We start from the raw sequence: 24,585 nt of genomic DNA, 5'->3' as shown, positions 1-24,585 counted from the left end.
CCCCTAGTGGACAGTTGCGTGAATTCCCTCAGCGCGGCGGATCGAGTCGGTGCACCAGCTCGGCGACGTCGACGCTGTATTCGCACCAGTCCCGGTCGGGACGGTAGCCCAACTCCGCGTTGACCTTCAGCATCGACTCGTTGGCCTGCGCGTTCCAGGTCTGCACCTCGATCAGCTCCGGCTCGGCGGAGCGCAGCTCCAGCAGCATCCGGGCCTTGATCGCCCGGTCGATGCCGTAGCCCCGGTGGTCCTGCGCGACGATCGTGTCGTACTGGTCGGCACGGGTCGGGTGCTGTGCGGGGACCACCACCTCGGTCAGACCGGCCACCTCGCCGCTCTGCTCGTGCCGAGCGAGCACGATGTACGGTTTCATGCCTCGCCGGTGCAGGGTGTCGATGCTGTCGCGCAGCCGCTCCGGATCGTAGGAGCTGGGGCGCAGCTCACCATCGTCGACGTCGCGGACCTCGGCCTTCGCCCGCGCGTACGCCTCGATCAGGTCGTCCGGTGGCCCGCCGGGGAAGAACTCCAGGTGGTAGCCCGCAGCGACGCCGGTGGCCATCTCGGCCAGCTCGGCCCAGTCGACAGCGGTCAGGTCGAGCACGCTGCGCGTCTCCACGTACTCCCGGCTGAAGCCGAGCGACTCGAAGAACCCGACCGCGGGGGTGTCGCCGACCACCTCGACCCCGATCGACTGGAAACCCTCCTGGTAGACCCGGCGGGCGGCACGCAACACCAGGTCACGACCGAGGCCGCCGCGTCGCACCGACGGGTGCACCACCACCTCGAGCACACCGATGTCACCGAGGAGCAGCACGTGGACCTGGCCGAGTACCGCGCCCGGGTCACCGGGGCCGGTCGGCTCGGCCTGGGCGATCCACGAGATCCGCCGTTCGCCGGGCATCACCTCGGCGAGGTATTCCCGCAGTGAGGTCTCCCGCCACGGCGGGTCCTGCGGAAGATCGGCCGCCAGCACCGCGTTCAGCGTGACCAGCAGCGACGCGATCTCGGCGGACGACGCGGTCCTGGGGTCCCACTCGCGCACCATCACCTGTCTAGCTTGCCGCTAACAGAGGCCGGGGGGAAGTGTCCAGTTCTCCAACGTATCGAGACGATCACTTCACAGGCGACTGGCCCGTCCGTACCGGTTGGCGGTGTCGTAGACGTCCTGGGCGTACCGCCGTACGTCGTTGTAGGAGAGGATCGCGTTCCACCAGTCGCCGGGGATGCTCAGGTTGCGACCTCCCTTGCAGAGGTAGTTGCCCGCCGCCAGCGCGGCGTCGTCCAGGTCGTGCGGATCCTTGACCCCGTCGTTGTCGGCGTCCGCGCCGATCTCCTGCCAGGTGGTCGGGATGAACTGCATCGGACCGATCGCCCGGTCGAGGGTCAGGTCCCCGTCGAGCACCCCACGGTCGGTGTCGATGATCCGCATCCGGCCGCCGTTACCGTCCAACGGCAACCCGATGATCTTCGGCAACGCCTTGCCGTCCTGCCCCAGCCGGGCACCGTTGGCCGAGCCGTGCCCCGACTCGACCTGACCGATCGCGGCCAGCGTGGTCCAGCTCAGCGCGCAGCTGCGGTTGGTCTGGGCGAGCATCAGCTCGGCGTAGCCGTACGCCTGCATGGCGACGGCCGGAATGCCCACCTTGCCGGCGATCTGCTGCGCCCAGCCGGCCAGGGCGTCCGACGGACGCCCGCCGACCCCCGGCCCGATGGCGGGCCCGCTGGGCAACCCGCCGCTGGGCAGCCCGCCACTCGGTAGTCCGCCGCTGGGCAACCCGCCTCCGGGCAGGCCGGGGCCGGTCGGGACCAGCCCGGTGGGCAGGCCGGACGGCGCCCCCGGCGGCACGGTGGGCGTGCCGGAAGCGTCGGCCGCGACCGGACGGGGTGCGCGGATCGTGGCCGGCACGAGCAGGGCGCCCGCCGCGGCGGTCGCGCCCACGAGCGCCAGCAGGAAGAGACCGGGCAGCGTGAGCCGACCACTCGGCCGGCGAGCCCAGGCTCGGGTCGCACGGGCGGCGGAGGCCGCCGCCTGGCGCGGTGGCAGCCGTACCGCGTGCGCGAACGGCACCCGCCGTCGCCGGACAGGGCCGGGCACCGCCACCACGGGCAACTCGTCCACACTGGTCTTCGCCGGATCCCCGGCGCCAACCACGGCGACGGTTTTCGCGCCGTCGGCCGGCACCTCGGTCTTTGCGCCGTCGGTTGGCGCGTCGGGTTTCGCGCCTTCGGACTTGGGGGGCTCCACCTGTGTGTCGGCCTTGCCGTCGGCGACCGGATCGGAAGCGGCCGACGGCTTCGCGCCCGGAGCGGTGACGCTCACGTTCGGGTTGGACCCGGTGACGGTCGCGTTCGGGTTGGACCCGGTGGCGCTCGCGGTCGGGTTGGACTCGGTGGGGTCGGCGGGGCTGGCCTTGGTGGGGGGTGTGGTCGGCGTACCCCCGATCCGGCCGCTCAGCCACGGCCGGCGGGGGCGGGGCACCGCGCGCACCGGGTCGGGCGCGGCCCCGGAGCCCTCAAGTGGCCCCTCCAGCGGCGCGGCCGGTCGTAACGGTTGCACACGCGTGTCGTCCTCGCCGTCCACCACCCTTCGAGTATCACCCATCCTCCGCCGAACGTCAGATCCACGTACCCTGGGTACATGCCCCGGTACGAGTTCCGCTGCCGCGCCTGCGGCGACACTTTCGAGGTCAACCGTTCGATGGCGGCGGCCGCTGACCCGGCCACCTGCCCAGAGGGACACGCCGACACGGTCAAGCTGCTCTCCGCGGTCGCGGTCACCGGCCGGGGTGGGGCCGGCAGCGCCCCGACGTCCGCCGGTGGCGGGTGTTGCGGCGGCGCCTGCGGCTGCTGATCGGACCCATTCTCCGCCACCTGGTGGGCTGGTCTTGCCGTGAGCGGGTTCGAGTGGCACTTTGAGGCGGCATCTGCCCGGCCGTTCTCACGATGCGTTACCGCTCGGACTCAGGCAGCATGAACCCGACGTTACGGGCGGAGGTTCCACGCATGTCGCCACGGATCCAGCTCCCGAGCGGTTGGGTGACCTTCGTGTTCACCGATATCGAGGGCTCGACCCGGCTGGCCCAGTTGCTCGGCCCGGACTACCGGCCGGTGCTCGCCGAGCACCGACGGCTGCTGCGCCGGACGCTGGCCAGCACGGGTGGCGCGGAGTTGCTGACCGAGGGCGACTCGTTCTTCCTCGCCTTCGAGGACGCGGCCTCGGCGCTGACCGCCTGCCTGACCGCCCAGCGGGCGCTGTCCAACCACGACTGGCCCACCGCCGAAGCCGCACCCCGGGTACGCATGGGCCTGCACACCGGTTACGCCGAGCCGCGCGACGGCGACTACGCCAGCCCGGAGGTGCATCGGGCCGCCCGGGTGGCCGCCGCCGCACACGGCGGGCAGGTGCTCTGCTCGGCGTCCACCGCGCGTCGGGCCGAGCCGTTGCCGCCCGGAGCGACCCTGCTCGACCTGGGCCTGCACCGGTTGCGTGGCTTCGACGACCGGGAACGACTCTTCCAACTGGTCGCGCCGGGCCTGGAGCGGCAGTTCCCCCGGCCCCGCACCGCGGACGCGGTGGCGCACAACCTGCCGACCCAGGTGACGTCGTTCGTCGGCCGGCAGGCCGAGCGCGTCGAGTTGGGCCTGCTGGTCAAGCAGCATCGCCTGATCACGGTGCTGGGCGCGGGCGGGGCGGGCAAGACCCGGCTCGCGGTGGAGTTGGCCAGCGGGGTCGTCGAGGCGTACCCGGATGGGGTTTGGTTCGTCGACATCGCCGCGGTGACCGACCCGGGTCTGGTGGCGTTCGCGATCGCCGCGGTGCTCGGCCTGCGACCCGAGCCGGGCCGGCCGATGCTGGACACCCTCGTCGAGTACGCGGCGGCCCGCCGCATGCTTGTCGTCCTGGACACCTGTGACACCCAGCCGGCCGCCTGCGCGGAGGTGATCGCGCGGTTGCTGTCCGGCGGGAGTGGCGTGCGGGTGCTGGCGACCAGCCGTGAGTCGTTCAGCCTGCCGGGCGAGGTGGTGTGGCGGATCCCGCCGCTCTCGGTCGACCCACGGGCGGACGGCACGGAGAGCGACGCGGTGGCGCTGCTGCTGGACCGTACGGCGGCGGCGCGCGGCGGCCGACGACCGGACCCAGCCGAGTCGGCCGACCTTCGCCGGGTGGTGCAGCGGCTGGACGGGTTGCCGCTCGCCATCGAGTTGGCCGCCGCCCGGCTGCGGGTGCTCTCCGTCGGCCAGCTCGCGGAGCGCCTGGACGACGTCCTCGGCACCTTGGACGCCGGTCGCCAGGACCCGGATCCGCCGCCGGTGGAGCGCGGTTGGTCCGGCAACCAGCAGGACACCGTGGACCTGGTCGCCGCGGCGTCCGGGGCGTCGCCGCCCACTCCGGCGAGCAGGGCGGTGCAGCGCTCGGCCACCGAGCGGCACCTGACCATGCAGGCCACCGTCACCTGGTCGTACCGGACGCTGGGGCCCCGGGCCGCCCGCCTGCTGCGGTGGCTGTCGGTCTTCGCCGGGCCGGTGGACCTGGCGACTGTGGAGTGGCTGCTGGGTGACGACCCGCTGGATCCGCTCTCGGTGCTCGTGGACAAGTCGATGGTGTTGGCCGAGCCGCGAGCCACCGGCAGCACCTACCGGATGCTCGACCCCATCCGGGCGTACGCGGCGCGGCGGCTGGCCGAGGCGGGTGAGGCGCAGGCCGCCCGGGACCGGCACGTGGCCTGGTCGGCTCATGCGGTGGACCGGGCACACCTGGGCCAGGACGGCCGTCCGGTGACCCTGTCGCTGTACGCCCTCGACCCACTGGCCGGGGAGGTCCGCGCCGCGTTGCGGTGGTGCGCCACCGGCGGCAGCGCCCGTGCCGGTCTTGGTCTGGCCGGCGGCCTGGACCAGTGGTGGCTTGAGCGGGGCCTGGCCCGGGAGGGGCGGCTGTGGCTGTTCCGGCTGTACGGGCGGATCGCCGAGACGGGTGAACGGATCCCGGAGGCGGAGCTGGCGGCGGTCTACCACATGCACTCGCTGCATGCCGGCGCGGACGGTGAGTTCGCCGAGGAGCTGCGCTACTCCCAGCGGGCCGAGGCCGCCGCCCGACAGGCCGGTGATGCCGGGCTGCTGGCCCGGGTGCTCGCCGGCAGGGCCGCGCCGCTCGTGGACATGGGGCAGTTCGTCGAGGCCGAGCGGGTGTGCCGGGAGGTCATCGACTGGGCGCACGGGCAAGACGTGGTCGGCGAGGCGCTGTTGGCGGTGTTCAGTCTGGCCGAGCTGCTCTGGCGGCGCGGTGCCCTGGAGGAGGCGGCCGACCTGCTGGGTGCGGTGCGTCCGGTGGAGGCGGCCCGCCCGGTGGAACGGGGTCGGCGGTCGGTGGACATGCTGCTCGGCATGGTCGCGCTGGCCCGGGGCGACGTGATCGCGGCACACGAGCACCTGCTGGTGGCGCTGCGTTCGCGGATGGGTCACGGTTACCACGGCCGCGCCTGCGACACGTTGAACGCGGTCGCGGTGCGCTGTGCGATCGGCGGGGACCAGCTGATCGCGGCGCGCCTGTTCGGAGCGGCGCAGGCAACCCGGGCGAGCATGCGCGCGACCCCGGGCATCTTCGGCGGCTACTGGGCCGAACAGCAGGCGGAGCTGCGCGCGGCGCTGGGCGACACGGTCTTCGACGACGCGTACGGCGAGGGTGCCGAGTTGGGGTTGGACGAGGCGGCGGCGCTGGCACTGGACGTGGAACATCCCGACCTGGCAGCGGATTCGACACGCTTCAGCACCGGCCTGTCCCAGCCCACCCCCCGCCGCCCGGTGGACCCCGACCGCCACCCGGCAACCCGCACCGAACGCGCCTAACCCACCCCCACCCCACCCCACCCCCATCGCGGGTTGATCATGAGGTTATAGCTGCGACACGCCGGTGGACGGGCAATAACCCCATGATCAACGGGCGAGGGGAGGGGGCGAGGGGAGGGGGAGAGGGAGTTAGGTGCGGGCTTGGGCTTCGGCTTGGGCCTTCATTCGGGCGGCGCGGTCGATGTCGGCCTGCTGGACGGCCGCTACCGAACCGAAGATGCTGACGGCCTGGTAGTAGGTCCAGGCCAGGCTGTAGCAGGCCGGCCGGACGACCGAGTTGTACGTGGCGCAGACGCGCTTCAGGTCCTCGTAGAAGGCGCTGTCGAGGCGGGACTTGTTGGCGGAGAACTGGCCGACCGCCTTGTAGTTGCGGTAGCCGAAGTCGTGCCGGTAGCAGCCCAGGTTGAAGGTGAAGCCGAGCGGGTTGTCCGGGCTGGACGAGCAGTAGTCGGTGGACCAGGTGAAGTTGTACTCGGCCCAGGGTGCCCGGTTGACCCGGGCGCTGTTCCACGAGTTGTAGCTGGACGCGCTTGTCTGCGTCCAACTGGACAGCACGGAGAGCCGTTGGGCGGGGGTGACGGCGGCGGTGGCGGGGGAGGCGATGGCGAGGGTGGCGAGCAGCGCCAGCGCGCCCGAGGCGAGCAGGGTGGCGAGACGTCGGGGCACGGGTTACCTCCGCGGGGGTGAGCGGGTGGGACGGAAGTTACCGGCGGGTCACCGGATGTCGACAAGTTTCGATCAAGGGATCGACCAGCGGGAATGCGCCTCGCAAACTATTGGTGACATGCGTCGAAACAGACGAATGCCCCGGTTGCCAGGGGCACCCGGGGCATTCGACGAGAGCGGGTCAGTGCCTGACGAACGCCGGTGGGCTGGCCGGGCTCTCGTTGGCCGACCGGTCCAGGGCGGTCAGCTGGTAGGTGTAGCGCTGGCCGGGCTCGGCCGAGGTGTCCACCCAGGACTGGGTGCCGCCGGGCGTGGCCCGGACGGTGTCGACCAGGTGCGCGGCGTCGACCGTGGCGCACCGGCCGGGCAGCGTGGTGCCGTCGAACCGGTAGATCGCGTACGAGGTGGCGGTGCCGAGTGGGCCGATGCCGTCGGCGGGCTGGCGCCAGGTGAGGCGTACCCCGTCAGCCTGTCGGGCCGCCCCGGTGACCACCGGGAAGAGCAGCGGCCTGGCCGGCAGGTGCGGCATGGCCGGCACCAGAGCCGGGCGCGAGTAGTGCTCGGCCGCGTAGATGTCGGTGGCACCGAGCCGGTTGGCCCGCACCTGGACGGCCGAGAAGTGCACGTTGCCCTGCACCTCCGGGTACGACCGGTTGAGCGTCAGGTGGTCGGACAACTCCCGCGGGTTCTGCCAGTACGGCCCGTACGCCGGGTCGCCGCTCTTGTAGTCGGCCTGACCGATGTAGAGCTGTACGCGGGTGCCGCGCACCGTCTCGGCCCACCACGGCACCAGGCGCGCGTAGTCGGCGGCCGGGTACTGGCCGATGTACCAGTAGAGCTGCGGCACCACGTAGTCGATCCACTCCTGCTTGACCCACTTGCGGGTGTCCGCGGAGATGATGTCGTACGACTGGCTGCCGGTGGTGTCCGAGCCGAGCGGGTCGGCGGTCTTGTTGCGCCAGATGCCGAACGGGCTGACGCCGAACTTCACCCACGGCTTCGCCGCCTTGATCTTCGCGCTCATCTCCTGGATCAGCAGGTTGATGTTGTCCCGCCGCCAGTCGGCCCGGTCGGTGAAGCCCCGGTCGTACGCGGCGAAGGTGGCATCGTCGGGCACCTGGTAGGTGCCGCTGGGATACGGGTAGAAGTAGTCGTCGAAGTGCACACCGTCGATGTCGTACCGCCTGACCGCGTCCATCATCGCGGTCTGGACGAACTCGCGGACCTCGGGAATGCCCGGGTTGTAGTAGAGCCGGCTGCCGGCCACGCCGGCCGGCGGGTAGGCGAAGGTCCAGTCGGGGTGCTGCCGGGCCGGGTGGCCGGGGGCGAGCTGGGTCGGGTCGGCGCCGGCACCGCCGGGCGCCGGCATGGAGACGCGGTACGGGTTGAACCAGGCGTGGAACTCGAGGTTGCGCCTGTGCGACTCGGTGACGAGGAAGGCCAGGGGGTCCCAGCCGGGGTCCTGGCCACGCACGCCGGTCAGGTACTCCGACCAGGGCTCGTGCGGTGAGGGCCAGAGCGCGTCGGCGGTGGGTCGAATCTGCACCACGACGGCGTTGTGGTGCAGCCGCTCGGCGAGGTCGAGCAGCTCCCGATATTCGGCCTGCTGCGTGGCGACCTGGTCCGGGCTGCTCTGGGACGCCTTACTGGGCCAGTCGATGTTGACCACCGACGAGATCCACATGGCCCGGAACTGCCGCTTCGGCGTGGCCGGGTCGGTGACGCAGGTGGTGGTGGGAGCGGCGGCATCTGTCGCGGCGCTCGCGGGGGTGGCGGTGACAGACGTGCCGAGCAGGGCTGCGACCAGCCCAGCGACTCCGAGTCGGGTGGCTCTCATGCGGTGTGTCCCTTCGTTGGGGCTCCCGGATGGTTCGCGGCGCGCGGCAAGAATCGCCTTGGATGTCCGCGTTGCTGGTAGGAAATTTTCACAATCTGGCCAGCGCCGCAAGGGTTCGTGGTTGACCAATCGCGCCGCTGGGTAGCAACGGCGGTCACCGACCGCCACGGAGGTGGTCGCACGGCGGGAGAGGTGACCGGGTGTCCGTGCTGCGCACAAAACCAATCAAGGACGTGATGGCCCAGGGTGAGGCGGACGGCAGTGACGGCACGCTCGGGCTGAAGAGACGGCTTGGCGCGGTCGACCTCACCGGGTTCGGCATCGGCATCGTGATCGGCACCGGCATCTTCACGCTCACCGGCATCGAGGCCCGGGACAGTGCCGGACCGGGCGTGGTGATCTCCTTCGCCATCGCCGGCGTGGTCGCCCTGCTCGCCGCGCTCTGCTACGCCGAGTTGGCCTCCAGCGTGCCGACGGCCGGCAGTGCCTACACCTACGCGTACGCGACGATGGGCGAGATCGTCGCCTGGATCATCGGCTGGGACCTGCTGTTGGAGTTCGCGCTCGGCGCTGCCGTGGTGGCCCGAGGCTGGTCCGGCTACCTGGCCGAACTGCTCGACCTGCCGACCCGCTGGTTCGGCGAGGAGGGCAGCACCGTCAACATCGGTGCCCTCGCCATCGTGCTGATCCTCGGCGCCGTGGGGATCGTCGGCATCCGGGAATCCTCCCGGATCACCAACCTGCTGGTGCTGGTCAAGGTCGCCATCTGCGTGTTCGTGGTGGTGGCCGGTCTGTTCTTCGTCAAGGCCACCAACCTCAGCCCGTTCATCCCGGCGGCCGAGCCCGCGGGCGGCGGCGACGACGGCATCAAGCAACCTGTCACGCAGGCGCTCTTCGGGCTGGAACCGTCGGTCTTCGGCTTCGTCGGGGTGCTCAGCGCCGCCGCTGTGGTGTTCTTCGCGTACACCGGCTTCGAGGCCGTCGCGAACCTGGGTGAGGAGACGAAGAAGCCCAAGCGGGACCTCACCCTGGGTCTGCTCGGCACGTTGCTGATCTCCACCCTGCTCTACGTCGGCGTCTCGCTGGTGGTGGTCGGGATGGTGCCGTACACCGAGATCGACAGGGGTGCCCCGATCGCGTCGGCGTTCGAGGCGGTCGGCGCGGGCTGGGCGGCGGTGCTGGTGTCCATCGCCGCAGTCGCCGGCCTGACCAGCGTCATCCTGGTCGACCTGGTGGCGATGGGCCGGATCGGCTTCGCCATCGCCCGGGACGGGCTGATCCCACCGTCGATCGCGGCGGTGCACCCGCGCTGGGGCACCCCGTACCGGATCTCGGCGATCATGACGGTGGCGGTCGCGTTGCTGGCCGGCTTCCTGCCGCTGTCCGCGCTCGCCGACCTGGTCAGCATCGGCGCGCTCTGCGCGTTCGTGCTGGTGTCGATCGCGGTGCCGATCCTGCGCCGCAAGCGCCCCGACCTGGAGCGCCCGTTCCGGGTGCCGTTCTCCCCGGTGCTGCCGATCGTCTCGGCGCTGGCCTGCTTCTACCTGATGCTCAACCTGTCGGTGGAGACCTGGCTGCGGTTCCTGGCCTGGATGCTGCTCGGCGCGATCATCTACTTCGGCTACGGCTACCGCCGCAACCGCCTGGCCCAACACGAACCAGCGACCACCCCAACCCCCCGCCCTGCGCCAACCACCGACAGCTGACCCTCCCCCACCCACCCCCCATCCCACGTTGATCATGAAGTTATTGCCATGGATGTCGGCGTGTCGCCGCAATAACCCCATGATCAACGCGGGGTTGGGTGGGGGTGGGGGGTTAGTCGAAGAAGCGGGCTAGGTGGGACTGGGGGGCTGGGTCGGCGTCTGGGGGGAGGGGGGTCAGGTCGGCGAAGATCGAGGCGCCGTCGCAGCCGGCGTGCAGTGGGTACCACCGCGGGGCGCCCGGCGGCCGGAGCTGGCAGATCCCCTTGAACGTCTGCACGTCCATCAGCCGGACGTGCGTCGGGTCGGCCACCGCGTTCACGTGCCCCCACCAGGGGCTCATCACGTGCAGCACGCCACCCGGACGGAGTACGCGGTGGCACTCGTCCACCAGCGGCAGGAAGTCGATCAGGTGCTCCAGGATGTGCACCGCGAAGAGGACGTCCACCGAGTTGTCGGCCAGCGGCAGCGAGCCGGACAGGTCCGCGACCGCGTTCACCCCGGGCGCCGGATAGATGTCCAGCCCCAGGTTGCCCGACCACTGCTTGGTCGGACCACACCCGAGGTCCACGACCACCGGTGCCCGCCCGCCGATGCCGACCCGGCACCAGACGCCGTAGACGCCGGCCAGCCGGCCCACCAGGTCACGCACCAACCGCAGCTCGGCCGGCTCGGCCACGTCTCCGCTGAGATGGGCCACCCCCCGGTCGAACCGCACCTCGACCGCCAGGCCCCGCAGCCGGTCGTCGTGCCGAGCCTGGTCCGCCCATGCCTGGGTGAGGGATTCGTCGATCGCCCGCAGCCGGTCGGCCGAGGGTGGAGTCTGTGCCAAAGCGACCATTCGGGCCACCTCCCGCCGCGCGTTACCCGCAATCGCGCCCGGTATGCCCCGCTCGTCCGCGTCGTCGCCTGCTCCGGCGCGGCGGCTCATGGGCGTGTCGCAGGATGCGGGGCAGGACGGCAATCATCTTGATGCCACACAGGCATCAAGATGACTCAGGGGCATCACGCTCGAAGGAGACACCGCCGTCACGAGCCGGGCCGCGTCGGGCACCGGGCCGCGTCGGGCACCGGGCCGCGTCGGGCACCGGGCCGCGTCGGGCACCGGGGCCGCGTCGGGCGCCGGACCGCGTCGGGCGCCGGACCGCGCCGGGTCAGCCCGAGAGGGTACGGCGGCTGCCGCGCATCCGCTGGCGGGGTTGCGGGGCGGCGGCCTTCGGCCGCTTCAGGTGATAGCGGTGCAACTCGTGGTGGCCGGGCAGGGACGGGTCCTCGCTCATCGCGACCAACTCCCAGCCCTGGTCACCAGCCCGGTTCAGGTGGGCCAGCGAGGTGTCGCCATACGGTGTCACGTCGACCATCGAGCCGTCCGGGCCGTACCAGACGAAGACGACCTCCCAGCCGAGGTCGTTGGTCGCGGCCTGGCGGCGGCGGACCAGCAGGGCGTACTCCCACTTGAGCATGAGGTCATTCTCACCCCGGGCCGCCCCGCTGGCACGGATCAATCTTCGGCGATCCGTCCGCCGTCGACCCGCAGTCGGCGGTTGGTCTCGATGGCGGCCAGCATCCGTCGGTCGTGGGTGACGAGCAGCAGCGTTCCGGGGTAGCTGGCCAGTGCCGATTCGAGCTGCTCGATGGCGGGCAGGTCCAGGTGGTTGGTGGGCTCGTCGAGCACCAGCAGGTTGACCCCGCGGCCCTGGAGCAGCGCCAGCGCCGCCCGGGTCCGCTCACCGGGAGACAGGGTGGCTGCCGGGCGCGGCACGTGCGCCGCCCGCAGCCCGAACTTGGCCAGCAGGGTCCGCGCGTCCGCCGGCGACAGGTGGGGTACGGCCGCGTGGAACGCGTCGATCAGCGGCGCGTCGCCGAGGAACAGCCCTCGGGCCTGGTCCACCTCGCCGACCACCACCCCGGGCCCGAGCGAGGCGGTGCCGGCGTCCAGCGGGAGCCGCCCGAGCAGCGCGGCCAGCAGGGTGGACTTGCCCGAGCCGTTCGCCCCGGTCACCGCGACCCGGTCCGCCCAGTCGATCTGAAGGTCGATCGGGCCGAGGGTGAACCCGCCTCGGCGTACCACCGCGGAGCGCAGCGTGGCCACGACGGCGCCGGCGCGGGGCGCGGCGGCGATCTCCATCCGCAGCTCCCACTCCTTGCGGGGCTCCTCGACGACGTCGAGGCGCTCGATCAGCCGTTCGGTCTGCTTGGCCTTGGCGGCCTGCTTCTCGCTCGCCTCGCTGCGGAACTTCCGGCCGATCTTGTCGTTGTCGGTGGCCTTGCGGCGGGCGTTCTTCACGCCCTTCTCCATCCACCCGCGCTGGGTGCGGGCGCGTGCCTCCAGCCCGGCCTTGGTGTCGGCGTACTCCTCGAAGTCCGCCCGGGCGTGCCGGCGCGCGACCTCGCGCTCCTCCAGATAGGCCGCGTAGCCGCCGCCGTAGTGGTGCACCTGCTGCTGGGGCAGGTCCAGCTCCACCACCCGGGTCACCGTGCGCAGGAGGAACTCCCGGTCGTGGCTGACCAGCACCGTGCCGGCCCGCAACCCGGTCACGAACTCCTCCAACCGCTCCAGACCGGCCAGGTCCAGGTCGTTCGTCGGCTCGTCGAGCAGGAACACGTCGTAGCGGCTGAGCAGCAGCGAGGCCAGCCCGCCACGGGCCGCCTGACCGCCGGACAAACCGGTCGTCGGGTGGTCCAGGTCGACCGCGAGCCCCAGGTCCGCGCTCACCTGCTCGGCGCGTTCGTCCAGGTCCGCGCCACCGAGGGCGAGCCAGCGCTCCAGCGCGTCGGCGTACGCGTCGTCGGCGCCCACCGCCCCGGCGGTCAGCGCCTCGGTCGCCGCGTCCAACGCCGCCTGCGCGGCGGTCACCCCGGTCCGGCGGGCCAGGAAGTCCCGCACGGTCTCGCCCGGCCGCCGTTCCGGCTCCTGCGGCAGGTGCCCGACGCTCGCGGTGGGTGGGCTGAGTCGCACGCTGCCGGCCTCGACCGGCAACAACCCGGCGAGGGTACGCAGCAGCGTCGACTTGCCGGCCCCGTTCGGCCCGACCAGGCCGATCACGTCACCGGGGGCGACCACCAGGTCCAGCCCGGAGAAGAGTGGGCGGTCGCCGTGCCCGGCGGCCAGGTCCTTGACGATCATCGTGGCGCTCATCAGGACGGCAGCCTATCCGGCTGCTGGCATACGAGCCGACGGCAGCGGGCAGACTCAACGGCGTGGTGACCACACTGGCGATCGACTGTGGCGGCGGGGGCATCAAGGCGTCCGTGCTCGACGAGGCGGGGACGATGCGGGCCCGACCGTTGCGGGTGCCGACCCCGTACCCGTTGCCGCCTGCGCTCTTCGTGCGGACCCTGCTGAATCTGGGCGGGCGCCTGCCGACGGCGGACCGGCTGACAGTCGGCGTACCGGGGATGATCCGGCACGGGGTGGTGGTGGCCACACCGCACTACGTGACCCGCAGCGGCCCGCGCACCCGGGTCGACCCGGAGTTGCTCGCCGAGTGGTCCGGCTGGGATGCGCGCGGCGCGCTTGCCGACGCGTTCGGGGTGCCGGCGCTGGTGCTCAACGACGCCGAGGTGCACGGCGCCGGGGTGGTCGCCGGCACCGGCTGCGAGCTGGTGCTGACCCTGGGGACGGGGCTGGGCAGCGCGCTCTACGACGGTGGGGTGCTCGCGCCGCACCTGGAGCTGTCGCACGCGCCGGTGCGCTGGGGCACCACCTACGACACGTACGTGGGTGAGCCGGAACGGCGGCGGCTCGGCGACGCGTTCTGGTCCCGGCGGATCCGGCAGGTGGTGGACGGGCTCCGCCCGGTGTTCCGCTGGGACCGGCTCTATCTGGGCGGGGGCAACTCCCGGCTGATCCGGCCCGAGCAGTTGGCCCGGATGGGCGACGACGTGGTGGTGGTGCCGAACACGGCCGGGATTGTCGGCGGTGTCCGTGCCTGGGAGCTTTTCGCCGGACGCCGGGACGCCCGCACCTGACCTGATCTCGCCGGATCTCGACCCCGGGAACAGTCGCCAAAACTCCGGTGTTGTGCCAGCGTCGGAACAGGTGACGGTGCGACCCGAGGAGGTGGGCAGATGGATCTTCTGGCGGACTACCGGCGGGCGACCATGTTCTTCGAAACCGGTGACCCGAGCGGAGCGGCCCGACTGCTGGAGCCGATCGTCGCCGCCGAACCCGGCAACGCGGCGGTCCGGCAGTTGCTGGCCCGGGCGTACTTCCAGTCGGCCCAGCTCAACCGGGCCGAGGAGCACCTGCGCGAGTTGGTCGACCGGGATCCGAGCGACCACTACGCGCACCACGTGCTCGGTCGGACGCTGGAACGGCTGAACCGACACACCGACGCGCTGCGGCACCTGCGGATCGCCGCCGCGATGTACGCGACGAACGACGACTACCGGATCGCGCTGGAGCGGGTGGAAACCCGGGTGGGCGGCACACGCTGAGCGTGGACGTGCGGGGGCGGTCCTTCGGGGCCGCCCCTTCGTCGTCCGGTCTGCGGGCTCTTCCTCGTCTGGCGGGTGGGCCGCCGGGCCCTAGGATGGCGGGCATGGGACCTGACCGGGCGGGGGCCGCGGCATGAAGCTCAAGCTGGACCTGCACGAGATCTTCAACAAGGGGCAGGACATCGACCGCGCGTTGCGCGGGATCATGGACGAGGCGGCGGCGAAGAAGGCCACCCTCGTCGAGATCATCCCCGGCAAGGGGTCGGGCCAGCTCAAGAAGCGGGTGCTGCGGTTCCTCGACCAGAAGGACGTCAAGCAGCTCTACCACCGGGTGGAAAAGGACTCGAAGAACTTCGGCCGCCTCTTCGTCCACTTCCGCTGGAAATAGCGGCGGCGTTGCTCCTGACCTGCGTAGCAGGCCGCTGCGAGGGCCGTTGAGCCATGATCATGCCGTGTCCAGGCCGTCCAGGCTGGCGGAGCATCGTTGCCGCCCTGGTCCTCACCGAGTGCCTTGTCGATGGCCCGGCGGGTGCGATCCTCGCTGGCCGGCAGTAGGTGGGGCCGATCCTTTCCGACATCATCCCAGTGATGACCCGCAGGGCGGGCCGTCCCGGGATCAGTTCACGTCTACAGTCACCCGCCATGGCAGCATCGGTGCGCCGCACGGTATCTCCGGCGGGCAGACGTCCCGGTACGAGGCCAGGCCGCCGCGGCCGGGCTGGACAGCCCGGTATGCGGCAGCGGTCGTGCCGGGCGGCGGAGGCGCCGGCAGCGGCAGGGCGACCAAGACGTCGCCGCTGGCTTGGACTGGGGTCCACCAGTTGTACGGGTTGGGGTATCGCACCGGGTCTACGGCGAGTGTGACGTACAGCCGTTGCCACCGTTGCAGGCAGATGGTGCGCCCGTTGTCGGCCTGCCCGAGCTGGATCGGCCGACCGGTCGCATCGGTAGGCACGCAGCCGGTCGGTGCCAGCGGGTCGGCGGGAGTCGCCGAGCTGGCCGACGCCGGGGTGACGGCCAGCGCCGCGGCGACGACCACGGCGGTGAAAAGTGTTCTCGCGCGCACGAAACCTCCTCCGGTGCAGCAACCAACATATCCGCCTGAGTCTATCTTTCGACGTACGTCTCTTAAAGGGCAGAAGGGCCGCGCGGCTCCTATCCGAAATGCAGGCAATGCCGTGCCCCCATCCGACGCAAGAACGGCCGAGGTGTGCGGCTGGATTACCGGGCGTCGCCGGCTCGTACGGGGCAACATGCCGGCGTCGACGTCGCGACGTCCTGGGCTCCGGGTCCTGCTCGATGGTCGGCTGAGCGACCGGCTCGCCGGCAGCCCGGCGGGCCGGGCCGGCAACGGGCTGAGCTTGCCGCCACGGTGAAGCGGGTAACCCGAAAATCGACCGGGACCAGCCTGGGAGATGTCGGCAGGTCACCTTCCGGAGTAATGACGTTGACAAGCACGCGAGACATGCTCATCTGCCGCGAGGTACTCCGGCTGCGTGCAGGATCGTCACTCTTGGTGACCGTCCTGCGGCGGGCGGGCCGCTTGCGGGTTCAGAGCCGCCCGAGGTGTATCGAGTCCGGCAGCGATGTAGTCGGATGGGACTGCAACGCGCATATGCCGCCCGTGGCGCTCTTGCCCCGGGCCGCCTTCGACGAGCCACAGGGGCCGCGGAGGAAGTCGGGCGGCGTGAGCGGCGCCGGTACGGACGCTCGCAACCATGATCACTTCGGTGCGGATCGGTCGCCGAGTGCCCCCCTGCGGGTCACCAACTTCCGATAGCTGCCCGCCGCCGGAAGACCCGGACGCTGGGATGGCCCCCGTCCACCCCCCGAAAAGCCCTGCAAAGTGGTGACCACGGGTGACAGGCATTGACAAGTCCCAGACCAGGTTTATGCAGGTCAGTGGCTACTTCCGATGATCAATGACAAATCCGTGGCGGTAACGTTCGGTAAGAGGGGGTCAGGGGTTCAAATCCCCTGGATCATCGGTCGCCGCGCTGTTCGTGCAAGGCGATGAGGGCTGCTTCGACTCGTAATCCCACACCCGTCAGCACGAGCAGGCTGGCCAGGACGTAGCCGCCGGTTTGAGGGCTCTCCGGACTGACCATGAGCAGGGCGATCAGCAGACCGGCTCCGAGCGCTACGTTGCCGCCGACTCGGGCTGATCCGCTACGGGTGTACCGGAGATGCATGTCGCTCACCATAGCGAGGGGATCGAGCCCCAGGTTGCCCCGAACTCGTAGGCTCGGGTCCGTCCCTGCCCGACGCGAATCGCGCCAAGATCATGCCGTTTCCGGGCCGTCCAAGGAGAGCCACCAGTGACCATCGTTGACCATCCATGTCAGGTCTAGCAGCAGCTCAGACGCTCGGTTGCCCGGTTTGGTTGCCTACGCCCCTAGGCTAGATCAATACCGCTGGAAGTAGGGGCCTCGCCGTGAGGTCAGGCGTCCCACGCGGGCGTCGGCCTTTCATGCTCGGTGGCGTGGACCGGACCAGCTCGTCGGCTCCACATGGGGAAGAACCTCGCTGGCCAGCCACTCCAACGCCTCGCCCACCAGGCCGCCGTCAATGGGCATCCACAACGAGCACATCGTCACACCCGCGTCGGCGAGCTGGCGCAGGTCCTCGACGATCGCTTCGGTGGTGGCGTCGGTGCCGCCGAGCAGCCGGCCCGGCACTGGCCGGACCGCCGGAATTCCCCGCGGCACCAGGAACCCGACCGTGTTGATCTCGATCGTCGCCGGATCGCGCCCCGTACCGTCGGCAAGCTCCTCGATCCGGCGCCGGAAGAGGCGTGCGTCCTCGTGGTTGATGCCGGAGCCGTGCCAGCCGTCGCCGAACCGCAGCGCACGCCGGATCGCCGCGTCGCTGTGTCCGCCCACCCAGATCGGCGGCCCGCCGGGTCGGTGCGGTGGGACGCCGATGATCGCTTCGCGGAGGCCGGCGAACCTGTCATCCAGGTCCCCGGTGGTGCCGGACCAGAGGGCCTTCATGATTTCGAGGCACTCGTCGGTCCGCTGGCCCCGGAGCCGGATCGGCACCCCGAGTGCGTCGAACTCCTGCGGATTCCATCCGGTGCCGACGGCGACCACCAGGCGACCCGCCGACATGACGTCCAGCGTCGCGATCTGGTTGGCCAGCACCACGGGCCGGTAGTAGGGCAGGACCAGCACACTCGTCGCGATACCGATGTGGGTCGTCGCGCCGGCGATCGCCGCCAGAAGGACCACCGGATCGTGGCCAGCACCGTGCGGGTTCTCCAGCACGTGGTTGGACATGAGGACATAATCCAGACCGATCCGCTCGGCATCACGCGCTGCCCGGAGCATGGCGTCACCCCCGGCACGCGGCCACGCCTGCGGCTCGAGGGAGAGTCCGAATCTCATACCCGTCTCCTGAGGATGATGGCGACATAGGAAGCAGCGGTACCGCGGTCCGCCGCCCGGTCAGACCGCTGTGGACTCGGCATCGGCCGAGGCGCCCCGCTCCCAGGACGGGACCAGGCTCACCAGCACGGCACCGAGCACACAGGCGACCGCCGCCACCACGTAGGCGACGTGGTAGCCATGCAGGACACCGGCCTGCCCGTCGGCGCTGACCGTGGTCGTCGCTGCGACGACGACCAGGGCCGCCACACCGACGCTGGCGCCGACCTGCTGGGCGGTGACGTTCACAGCGCCCGCCACGCCGTGCCGCTCCGCCGGGACTCCGGTCAGGGACGCGGCGGTCATGGTGGGGAACACCGAGCCGACGCCGATCCCGATGACGATCAGGCCGGGCAGCATGTGCCGCCAGTAGTTGCCGTCCAATGGGGTCCACGCCCAGGCCAGGATGCCCAGACCGATCAACACCAGCCCGCTGGCGAGCATGATCTTCTGGCCGAAGCGGGACAGCAGGCGACCGGTGAAGAAGTTGGCCACGAGGAAGACGCTCAGCGAGAACGGCATCACCGCGATACCCGACTGGAACGGCGAGTATCCCAGCATCTGCTGCAGGTAGAGCGGGGCGAAGAACTGCAGACCCAGCGCTGCGGTGTAGAGCAGGAACGCCGAGAGAGTCGCAGACCGCACGGGAGCGGGCCGGAGCACGGACAGCGGCAGCAGCGGGTCGGCCGTACGCCGCTCCCAGACGACGAAGCCGACCAGCAGCAGGACGGCGCAGGCGACCGAGCCGGCCGCCCCGGCGTCGTCCCAGCCAGCCGAGCCGCCCCGGCTGACACCGAAGACCGCCAACAGCAGGCCCGCCGTGACCAGGACCGCACCCGGCACGTCGAGGGGATGCGGGTTGCGGGGCGTAGCCGGCAGGGCCGCCCGCAGGGGCAGCAGCACCAGGAGGCCGAGGACAACGGAGAACGCGAACACCGCCCGCCAGCCGAACAGGTCGGTCAGCACGCCGCCGAGCACGAAACCACCGCTGCCGCTGGCGGCACCGACCGCCGCGTACATGCTGAAGGCCCGGTTGCGGGCCGGCCCCACAGGGAAGACATCGGACAGCAGCGCGATGGCGGCGGGGCCGGACAGAGCCGCTCCCAGCCCCTGCAATGCGCGACCGACGATGAGCACCTCGACGTTGGGGGCCAGGGCGCCAGCCAGCGCCGCCGCCGTGAACAGCGCGACCCCGAGACCGAACACCAGACGGCGGCCGAACACGTCGGCGAGGCGACCGCCGAGCAGCAGGAACCCGGCGAACGTGACGGCGTACGCGGTCAGGATCCATTGCAGGACGGAGCTGTCGAGCGCGAACTGCCGCTGCATGCCCGGCAACGCGGCGTTGATGACGTTCATGCTGCCGATGTCGAGCGCGAGCGCTCCAGCGAGGACCGTCAGAGTCAGCCAGTGCCGGGACGACAGGCCCGCATCGTTCTCGGTCTCAACGTCGTGTTCGATGGTCAAGACAGGCTCCTGACGGGGTGTTCCGGGCAGCGTCGAGCGGGCGGTCCGGATCGCCGGTCCGCCCGTCGTACAGGGATTCAGTGGCTGTTGGAGGTGGCGCTGGCGAGAACCCGCTCGTCGGCCACGAGGGTCCCGTCGCAGGCCATCGCCGTCTCGGTCTCCAGGATCTGCCTGGCGAGCCGCCTGCGCAGGTCCTGCAACGTGGCGATCCGCCGGTCGAGGGCTCCGAGCCGGTCGGCGGCGATCCTGACGGCGTCGGGACACCTGGGCAGGGTGCTCAATGGCTGGTCGAGGCAGCCCTTCTCGATCGAGAGCCGGATGTCCTCGACGGTCAGGCCGGATTCAAGAAGCTCACGAATGTTTCGGACTCTGACCACCGCCAATTCGTCGTACTCCCGATATCCGTTGGAGGCACGACGTGGAGCAATCAGGCCCTGTTGCTCGTAGTACCGCACGGACCTGGTGCTGACGCCGCAACTGTCGGCCAGCTCTCCGATGCGCATCTCGATCATCCCCTCATGCCCAAGGCGATGCTAGAACATTGACACTGGCGTCAAGGTCAATCATTGCGCCGGTGTTCACGATCGTGGCTCCTCGCCAGCGGTCGGATAATGGGCATGTGACGGAGGAGCAGGTTACCGAGTCGACGCGATGGACGATTCACGGTGAGCGGGTGGTGGACGGCAGCCGGCGGGCGCGGTTGAGCATTGCCGACGTGGAACTGCCGGATGGGGTCCGTTTCGAGCAGTACGTGATCCGGGCACCCCGGTCAGCCATGGTTGCGGTGCTTGACGAGCAGGAGCGCCTGCTGCTGATGCGGCGGCACCGGTTCGTGTTCGACAGGTGGGTGTGGGAGCTGCCTGGGGGTTACGTCGACGACGGTGAGCAGCCGGCGAGATGCGCGGTCCGGGAGGTTGAGGAGGAGACCGGATGGCGTCCAGGTGCGGTGGAACCGATGCTGTCGTTCCAGCCGTGGGTGGCGACCGCGGACGCGGAGAATCTGCTGTTCCTTGCGCGCGACGCGGTACATGTTGGTTCGCCGGTGGACATCAACGAGGCCGAGCGGGTGGCCTGGATGCCGCTTGCGGAAGCTCGGGACCTCGTGTCCCGCGGTGAGATCGTGGGATCCGGCACAGTGATCGCGGTGTTGGAGTTGGTCGCGCGCAAAGCCGGGGGTGAGCTGTAGTCAGCGGCGTTGACTGAGGGTCACGTCGACGCGGTTGATGAAGTGTCGGACGGCTGGCCTGCGGCGGTGCGCGGTGAGGTCGGTTTGCAGGTCGCGTAGGTACCGAACGGCTCGGGCCGACCGCAGCTGAGAGGTCAGCGTGAGCGCTTTGACCCCGATGGCGCTGGCGCGATCGGGCTCGCCGCAGTGGGCGTGGATGGAGGCGAGGAGAGTGAGGTTGAAGGATCGCACCCTGGCGGGCCGTCTCGCGTCCTACGGGGAGAGTCCTACCTGAGCGCGTTCAACGCTTCCCGGAAGTCTTGGGTGGCGTGTTCCCGTGGATACCGGCGGTGCAACTCGGCGTCGACCTCACCGGCGACAAGCAGCAGGGATGGCAGGGACCGCCGAGCCGCAGTGAATGCCGCCAGTCCCGAGTCGACCGCGCGTTCCAGGTCGCCGGAACGCACGGCGGTGGCGGCGAGGGTGAGGCGGGCCTCGGCTACCCGCATCGGTGACCGCTCGACGCCGTTGGGACTGGTGCCGGTGCGGATGACTTCAGTGGCGTAGTGCTCTGCCAGGGCGTCGTCGCCGGCGAGCCGGTAGGCGTCCATGGCGTAGAACAGCCACTTGTCGGGATCGACTTCGAAGTGGTTGTCGGGCCGGTCCGGTGCCGGCAGGGCGTCGAGTAACTGGAGGCCACGGTCTAGCGCCTCGCGTACTGCGGGAGCGTCACCGAGTCGAGCCAGCGCTTTAGCTTCCTGGGCGATCAGTTGCACCGTCACCCCTTGCCGTCCGGCGGCCCGTTGTCCGGCACGGGAGGCGGCCAGCACCGCGCCGTGGCGTGACTGGGTGAGGGCAAACCATGCGGCCATCTCCCACGACCAGCCGGTGATGCCGGTGTGGCCGGCTTCGTCGCCGAGCTGACGGGCGGCCGTGCGAGTGGCTTCCGCGCCGGCCCGCATCCCGAGGTCGTACTCGACGCAGCCGACCAGAAGCGCCAGCCATCCGGCGCAGACCAGTAGCTCTTGGTGCTGCCGTAGCCCGGTCGGGCGGTGTAGCAGCCGGACAACCTCGCGGATCCAGCCCTGGCCTTCGGCGCGGAGTTCCCGGGCATCTCGCCACCCGTACTGGCAGCACAGCTCTGTGACGGTCGCCTGCAAGGTTTCAATGGTGGCGGGAGAGGTGTCGTTGGCGCGCATCCGGTGCAGTAGCTCGGCGGTTTCCCAAGGTCGGGCATCCAAGGCGGCGGACACGTCCAGGGCAGCGCACGTGATCAGCTCGCCGCGGGTGCCAAGGACTTCGTCGACTCGACGGGCCAGGTCTTCACCGGGCCGACGGTGGCCATTCTCGATCCGGGACAGGTGACCCTTGTCGGCGGGAAGCAGCTCGGCGAGGCCGGCCAGGCTGAGGCCTCGGGCCTCCCGTGCTGCTCGCATCTGAGCGCCGAACGATGGCATGTCTCTGCCTTCCGCCGGGGGTTGCCGGGTTGCTGATGCTCCCCGACAACCCGCAACCCATCGACTCCACTGAGGGTACCGCCGCAGGGTAGAACGCACGGATACGAGCAGTAACGAGGATGCCGCGTGGAGGTTGTCGTGATGATCCGACCGTTCCGCTGGCGCCGCCGGCCAGTGCAGCTCGACCAGGGCGAGCCCGGTGGCACCCACCCCGAACCTGAGTGGGCCGACCCGCCCACGCTGCCGCCGGGCGCGGCCCCTCGCACCTGCGGGGACATGCGGTGAGCCAGAGCCAGGCCATCATTCGGTGGGAGACTCCGCCGCCGGTGACTCGTCGACCGGCCACCCGCGACGGGATGAGCCCGGTGGAGCGGGTCCGGCGGATGGCCGACGAGCTGCGTGCCCGGCCCGGTGAGTGGGGTGTCGTCGCCGAGGGCGCCAACGCCCGCGCGCACTGCACGCGCATCCGCGAGGGTGCCGTGCTGGCGTGGCGGCCGGCCGGCGCGTTCGAGGTGGGAGCCCGCACCGTCGACGGTCGGATCACCATCTACGCCCGCTACGTTGGAGCGGCCCAGTGATGGGCGAGGAACCCACGACGGTCCGGGCGGCCCGCGCCGACCTGGCGCAGCGGTCGGCCAGAGCGCTCGCCGACCGCCTGGAGGGTGAGCATCTGCCCAGCCGGCCGACGTGGGACTGCCGGACCTGCGAGACCCCGTGGCCCTGCGACCCCGCGCGCGTTCGTCTCGCCGAGACGTACGGCGAGAACCGGGTCAGCCTGTCCATGTACCTGGCGTCGCTGCTGGACGCCGCCCTCGTCGAGATGCCGGACACCCCGGCCGCGGAGCTGCACGAGCGGTTCGTGTCCTGGACCCGGTGACCGCCACCACGGCCACTCACGATGCGACAGCAATCGGCCCCGCCCCCGAGGAGGGCGGGGCCGCCCGCTCCGCCGACCAGGGCCAATCCGATCCGAATTGGTCGCCGCTCGGGGACTCCGTGTCCTTAGCGCAAGCGCACGGGCCGACCCCGAGCGGTTGCAGGCCCGCCGGCGGCGCGACATACGAAGAAGTCCCGGGCCGCCAGGAGTGGTGGCAGACCCGGAGCTTCGCTGGTGCGAGCGACGACCATGGCCTGCCTCCGGCGGGGCGCTCGGGCGCTCTGGGCGACGCAGCGAGGGAAGGCCGACGTCGGTCGAGTAGGGCGACTAACCGGGCTGCAACCGGGACGGCGGCTTCCGGGCTGGCAGTCGGGTTACGGCAGGCGTGGTTGTTTCAGGACGTAGAGTGACGCCGAGTTCAGCGACCATCAGCGGGCCGAATGGCTGGCAGCGAGGTTCGTTCCGTCCGTGGTCGCGGCGATGAGTTCCTTGAACCGGGTCGGGTCGGTTTCGGCGATAGCGCGGGCCGCAGCCACCCGGCGGTGCAGATTCGACGGATAGAAGGACTCGTCCAGGATGAAGCCTCGGGCGAGCCATTCGCGTGTGGGGTTGTGGTCGCAGTCGACGAAGGCGGTGAGGCAGGCTGCGCGGTACCACGCGCGCAGGTCGGCAACCTCATCATCCTGGGCTTGGCTACTCGTCGTGGGCTGCCCGCTGGTCACGGCCTCAGGTGACTCGTACACGAGCACGGCCTGCGACCAATACCAGGCGCGGACCGCGCAGACGCGTTGCAGCAGTGATCCAGAGGTGACGATCGAGATGAGGTACTCCTGGACCCTGCGGCGGCCCACCGCCGCCAACATCGGCTCGATGAGTTGGCGATTGGCGGCCACGTCTTCGTCGCAGACCACGGTGGCCAGGACTCGGTCGGCCAGGGTGGCCGCCAGGTCAGGGCGTTCTCGAAGGACGCAGGCAAGCTGCCAGCGTTTGCCGCCCCTCCGGTGGTATCGACGGAAAGCCTCGTTACTCGCGAACCTCGGCGGCAGTTCGGGCTCCACCCAGTCTGAGTTCAGCTCGGCCAGGAGGTCGTCAAGCTGCCGCTCGAACTCGCCATCCAGGTCGCCGTCTGCCCATGCGTCCATATCGGCATCGTCTCCGCCGGCCCACTCCGTCATCAACCGGCCTAACGGATCTTGTGAAGGACATGGTGGGATGCGAGGGCAGCACGTCTCGTGTCCAGTCCTGTGCGCTGCACATCGCCTAGCAGTTCCGAAGGACGCGCTCCACGTCCGCCCCGGACTGAACGACCACGGCGTCGGCGCGAAGATCCTCGGGTAGGTGGCCCCGCTGACCTTCGTGTGCGAGCAGAGCGGGGCAGCCAGGTGGAAGCACAACGGCATCGGCGAGGCCGACGAACGTAACGAGCATGTCGAGAATGGCGCCGCCAGAGAACCGGCTGATCATCAGGCTGCGTAGCGTGTCGTCGGCAAGGGCGGCGTAGACGTCCGCAGTGCCGCCGTCGTCGGCGTCGATGTGCCAGTAGTTGTACTGCGGCTCCCGATGGTCGGCCCTGGGCGCGAAGGCGGCCAGGAAGGCAACACCCGGCATTGGGACGGCATCGCCCTGTTCGAACCGCTGAACGACCATGTCGTAGCTCACCGCAGGAAGTTAGCGCCTCTGGGCGACGCCGAATCTAGGTAGACT

General features: G+C 70.6%; 24 protein-coding genes and 1 pseudogene. 9 read left to right on the top strand and 16 right to left on the bottom strand.

Annotated features, from left to right (window positions below):
• Positions 1–28: 28 nt before the first annotated feature.
• Positions 29–1,045 (bottom strand): GNAT family N-acetyltransferase, encoded by a 1,017-nt coding sequence (locus ACGFIQ_RS15830; protein ID WP_393244706.1) that lies wholly within the window; start codon positions 1,043–1,045, stop codon positions 29–31.
• 72 nt (positions 1,046–1,117) lie between these two features.
• The gene (locus ACGFIQ_RS15825) at positions 1,118–2,602 is read right to left on the bottom strand and encodes a lytic murein transglycosylase (RefSeq protein WP_393244110.1); all 1,485 of its coding nucleotides are present in this window, start codon (positions 2,600–2,602) and stop codon (positions 1,118–1,120) included.
• Positions 2,603–2,638: 36 nt separating this feature from the next.
• Between ACGFIQ_RS15825 and ACGFIQ_RS15820 the strand changes: the two genes are divergently transcribed.
• Positions 2,639–2,851 (top strand): zinc ribbon domain-containing protein, encoded by a 213-nt coding sequence (locus ACGFIQ_RS15820; protein ID WP_357068353.1) that lies wholly within the window; start codon positions 2,639–2,641, stop codon positions 2,849–2,851.
• 152 nt (positions 2,852–3,003) lie between these two features.
• The gene (locus tag ACGFIQ_RS15815) at positions 3,004–5,844 is read left to right on the top strand and encodes an ATP-binding protein (RefSeq protein ID WP_393244108.1); all 2,841 of its coding nucleotides are present in this window, start codon (positions 3,004–3,006) and stop codon (positions 5,842–5,844) included.
• Positions 5,845–5,973: 129 nt separating this feature from the next.
• On the opposite strand, the gene ACGFIQ_RS15810 is transcribed toward ACGFIQ_RS15815, so the two are convergent.
• On the bottom strand, positions 5,974–6,510 hold the full coding sequence (locus ACGFIQ_RS15810; RefSeq protein ID WP_393244106.1) for a phospholipase: 537 nt from the start codon (positions 6,508–6,510) through the stop codon (positions 5,974–5,976).
• A gap of 181 nt (positions 6,511–6,691) precedes the next feature.
• Complete coding sequence (locus tag ACGFIQ_RS15805) at positions 6,692–8,347, bottom strand: family 10 glycosylhydrolase (RefSeq protein WP_393244104.1); 1,656 nt, start codon at positions 8,345–8,347, stop codon at positions 6,692–6,694.
• Positions 8,348–8,547: 200 nt separating this feature from the next.
• On the opposite strand from ACGFIQ_RS15805, the gene ACGFIQ_RS15800 reads away from it, so the two are divergent.
• Positions 8,548–10,053, top strand: coding sequence for an amino acid permease (locus ACGFIQ_RS15800; protein ID WP_393244102.1), 1,506 nt, complete (start codon positions 8,548–8,550; stop codon positions 10,051–10,053).
• A gap of 112 nt (positions 10,054–10,165) precedes the next feature.
• Here ACGFIQ_RS15800 and ACGFIQ_RS15795 read toward each other — a convergent pair whose 3' ends face one another.
• From ACGFIQ_RS15795 to ACGFIQ_RS15785, 3 genes are all read right to left on the bottom strand, one after another.
• Positions 10,166–10,891 (bottom strand): methyltransferase domain-containing protein, encoded by a 726-nt coding sequence (locus tag ACGFIQ_RS15795; protein ID WP_393244101.1) that lies wholly within the window; start codon positions 10,889–10,891, stop codon positions 10,166–10,168.
• 313 nt (positions 10,892–11,204) lie between these two features.
• Positions 11,205–11,513, bottom strand: coding sequence for a hypothetical protein (locus tag ACGFIQ_RS15790; RefSeq protein WP_357068365.1), 309 nt, complete (start codon positions 11,511–11,513; stop codon positions 11,205–11,207).
• Between the two features lie 38 nt (positions 11,514–11,551).
• Positions 11,552–13,189: an ABC-F family ATP-binding cassette domain-containing protein gene (locus ACGFIQ_RS15785; RefSeq protein ID WP_393244098.1), complete on the bottom strand. Its 1,638-nt coding sequence runs from the start codon at positions 13,187–13,189 to the stop codon at positions 11,552–11,554.
• Between the two features lie 62 nt (positions 13,190–13,251).
• Between ACGFIQ_RS15785 and ACGFIQ_RS15780 the strand changes: the two genes are divergently transcribed.
• The 3 genes from ACGFIQ_RS15780 to ACGFIQ_RS15770 all read left to right on the top strand — a co-directional run bounded on the left by ACGFIQ_RS15780 (position 13,252) and on the right by ACGFIQ_RS15770 (position 14,878).
• Positions 13,252–14,022 carry an ROK family protein gene (locus ACGFIQ_RS15780; protein ID WP_393244096.1) on the top strand — a complete coding sequence of 257 codons (771 nt, stop codon included), beginning with the start codon at positions 13,252–13,254 and terminating at the stop codon, positions 14,020–14,022.
• A 99-nt stretch (positions 14,023–14,121) separates the two neighbouring features.
• Entirely contained in the window at positions 14,122–14,490 is a 369-nt protein-coding gene (locus ACGFIQ_RS15775) for a tetratricopeptide repeat protein (protein ID WP_357068371.1), read from the top strand.
• 133 nt (positions 14,491–14,623) lie between these two features.
• Positions 14,624–14,878 (top strand): Smr/MutS family protein, encoded by a 255-nt coding sequence (locus ACGFIQ_RS15770; protein ID WP_393244094.1) that lies wholly within the window; start codon positions 14,624–14,626, stop codon positions 14,876–14,878.
• Positions 14,879–15,106: 228 nt separating this feature from the next.
• Here the strand turns inward: ACGFIQ_RS15770 and ACGFIQ_RS15765 are convergent, their stop codons facing one another.
• From ACGFIQ_RS15765 to ACGFIQ_RS15745, 5 genes are all read right to left on the bottom strand, one after another.
• A complete protein-coding gene (locus tag ACGFIQ_RS15765; protein ID WP_393244092.1) occupies positions 15,107–15,556 on the bottom strand; it encodes a hypothetical protein in 450 nt (149 codons plus the stop codon).
• A 916-nt stretch (positions 15,557–16,472) separates the two neighbouring features.
• Positions 16,473–16,682, bottom strand: coding sequence for a hypothetical protein (locus ACGFIQ_RS15760; protein WP_393244090.1), 210 nt, complete (start codon positions 16,680–16,682; stop codon positions 16,473–16,475).
• 276 nt (positions 16,683–16,958) lie between these two features.
• Positions 16,959–17,876, bottom strand: a complete 918-nt coding sequence (locus ACGFIQ_RS15755) for a TIGR03619 family F420-dependent LLM class oxidoreductase (RefSeq protein ID WP_393244088.1) — start codon at positions 17,874–17,876, stop codon at positions 16,959–16,961.
• 60 nt (positions 17,877–17,936) lie between these two features.
• Entirely contained in the window at positions 17,937–19,382 is a 1,446-nt protein-coding gene (locus tag ACGFIQ_RS15750; protein WP_393244087.1) for an MFS transporter, read from the bottom strand.
• A 77-nt stretch (positions 19,383–19,459) separates the two neighbouring features.
• The gene (locus ACGFIQ_RS15745; protein WP_393244085.1) at positions 19,460–19,885 is read right to left on the bottom strand and encodes a MerR family transcriptional regulator; all 426 of its coding nucleotides are present in this window, start codon (positions 19,883–19,885) and stop codon (positions 19,460–19,462) included.
• Positions 19,886–20,001: 116 nt separating this feature from the next.
• Here ACGFIQ_RS15745 and ACGFIQ_RS15740 point away from each other — a divergent pair, with 116 nt between their 5' ends.
• Positions 20,002–20,568, top strand: a complete 567-nt coding sequence (locus ACGFIQ_RS15740) for an NUDIX hydrolase (protein WP_393244083.1) — start codon at positions 20,002–20,004, stop codon at positions 20,566–20,568.
• Here ACGFIQ_RS15740 and ACGFIQ_RS15735 read toward each other — a convergent pair.
• Positions 20,569–20,811 (bottom strand): annotated as a pseudogene (locus ACGFIQ_RS15735) (XRE family transcriptional regulator); the annotation flags it as partial. It abuts the gene before it with no gap.
• Between the two features lie 23 nt (positions 20,812–20,834).
• A complete protein-coding gene (locus tag ACGFIQ_RS15730) occupies positions 20,835–22,004 on the bottom strand; it encodes a multiprotein-bridging factor 1 family protein (RefSeq protein WP_393244081.1) in 1,170 nt (389 codons plus the stop codon).
• 281 nt (positions 22,005–22,285) lie between these two features.
• Here ACGFIQ_RS15730 and ACGFIQ_RS15725 point away from each other — a divergent pair, with 281 nt between their 5' ends.
• Together ACGFIQ_RS15725 and ACGFIQ_RS15720 are read left to right on the top strand one after the other, a co-directional pair.
• Entirely contained in the window at positions 22,286–22,582 is a 297-nt protein-coding gene (locus ACGFIQ_RS15725; RefSeq protein ID WP_393244079.1) for a hypothetical protein, read from the top strand.
• Entirely contained in the window at positions 22,582–22,881 is a 300-nt protein-coding gene (locus ACGFIQ_RS15720; protein ID WP_393244077.1) for a flavin reductase, read from the top strand. The genes ACGFIQ_RS15725 and ACGFIQ_RS15720 overlap by 1 nt, the downstream gene beginning before the upstream one ends.
• Positions 22,882–23,309: 428 nt before the next feature.
• On the opposite strand, the gene ACGFIQ_RS15715 is transcribed toward ACGFIQ_RS15720, so the two are convergent.
• Together ACGFIQ_RS15715 and ACGFIQ_RS15710 are read right to left on the bottom strand one after the other, a co-directional pair.
• Positions 23,310–24,023, bottom strand: coding sequence for a hypothetical protein (locus tag ACGFIQ_RS15715; protein ID WP_393244075.1), 714 nt, complete (start codon positions 24,021–24,023; stop codon positions 23,310–23,312).
• A 118-nt stretch (positions 24,024–24,141) separates the two neighbouring features.
• On the bottom strand, positions 24,142–24,540 hold the full coding sequence (locus tag ACGFIQ_RS15710; protein ID WP_393244073.1) for a hypothetical protein: 399 nt from the start codon (positions 24,538–24,540) through the stop codon (positions 24,142–24,144).
• Positions 24,541–24,585 lie beyond the last annotated feature (45 nt).

The sequence above is a fragment of the Micromonospora sp. NPDC048898 genome (assembly GCF_043198035.1).
GTDB lineage: Bacteria > Actinomycetota > Actinomycetes > Mycobacteriales > Micromonosporaceae > Micromonospora.
The sequence above is the reverse complement of the archived record's forward strand: the minus strand, read 5'-3'. Positions and strand labels throughout refer to the sequence as shown.

What these genes read in the sequence shown, in the direction of transcription:
- ACGFIQ_RS15830 (WP_393244706.1), bottom strand. Translation starts at nt 1,045, where the DNA reads ATGGTGCGCGAGTGGGACCCCAGGACCGCGTCGTCCGCCGAGATCGCG.
- ACGFIQ_RS15825 (WP_393244110.1), bottom strand. Translation starts at nt 2,602, where the DNA reads ATGGGTGATACTCGAAGGGTGGTGGACGGCGAGGACGACACGCGTGTG.
- ACGFIQ_RS15820 (WP_357068353.1), top strand. Translation starts at nt 2,639, where the DNA reads ATGCCCCGGTACGAGTTCCGCTGCCGCGCCTGCGGCGACACTTTCGAG.
- ACGFIQ_RS15815 (WP_393244108.1), top strand. Translation starts at nt 3,004, where the DNA reads ATGTCGCCACGGATCCAGCTCCCGAGCGGTTGGGTGACCTTCGTGTTC.
- ACGFIQ_RS15805 (WP_393244104.1), bottom strand. Translation starts at nt 8,347, where the DNA reads ATGAGAGCCACCCGACTCGGAGTCGCTGGGCTGGTCGCAGCCCTGCTC.
- ACGFIQ_RS15795 (WP_393244101.1), bottom strand. Translation starts at nt 10,891, where the DNA reads ATGGTCGCTTTGGCACAGACTCCACCCTCGGCCGACCGGCTGCGGGCG.
- ACGFIQ_RS15790 (WP_357068365.1), bottom strand. Translation starts at nt 11,513, where the DNA reads ATGCTCAAGTGGGAGTACGCCCTGCTGGTCCGCCGCCGCCAGGCCGCG.
- ACGFIQ_RS15785 (WP_393244098.1), bottom strand. Translation starts at nt 13,189, where the DNA reads ATGAGCGCCACGATGATCGTCAAGGACCTGGCCGCCGGGCACGGCGAC.
- ACGFIQ_RS15775 (WP_357068371.1), top strand. Translation starts at nt 14,122, where the DNA reads ATGGATCTTCTGGCGGACTACCGGCGGGCGACCATGTTCTTCGAAACC.
- ACGFIQ_RS15770 (WP_393244094.1), top strand. Translation starts at nt 14,624, where the DNA reads ATGAAGCTCAAGCTGGACCTGCACGAGATCTTCAACAAGGGGCAGGAC.
- ACGFIQ_RS15760 (WP_393244090.1), bottom strand. Translation starts at nt 16,682, where the DNA reads ATGCATCTCCGGTACACCCGTAGCGGATCAGCCCGAGTCGGCGGCAAC.
- ACGFIQ_RS15755 (WP_393244088.1), bottom strand. Translation starts at nt 17,876, where the DNA reads ATGAGATTCGGACTCTCCCTCGAGCCGCAGGCGTGGCCGCGTGCCGGG.
- ACGFIQ_RS15745 (WP_393244085.1), bottom strand. Translation starts at nt 19,885, where the DNA reads ATGCGCATCGGAGAGCTGGCCGACAGTTGCGGCGTCAGCACCAGGTCC.
- ACGFIQ_RS15730 (WP_393244081.1), bottom strand. Translation starts at nt 22,004, where the DNA reads ATGCCATCGTTCGGCGCTCAGATGCGAGCAGCACGGGAGGCCCGAGGC.
- ACGFIQ_RS15720 (WP_393244077.1), top strand. Translation starts at nt 22,582, where the DNA reads ATGGGCGAGGAACCCACGACGGTCCGGGCGGCCCGCGCCGACCTGGCG.
- ACGFIQ_RS15715 (WP_393244075.1), bottom strand. Translation starts at nt 24,023, where the DNA reads ATGGACGCATGGGCAGACGGCGACCTGGATGGCGAGTTCGAGCGGCAG.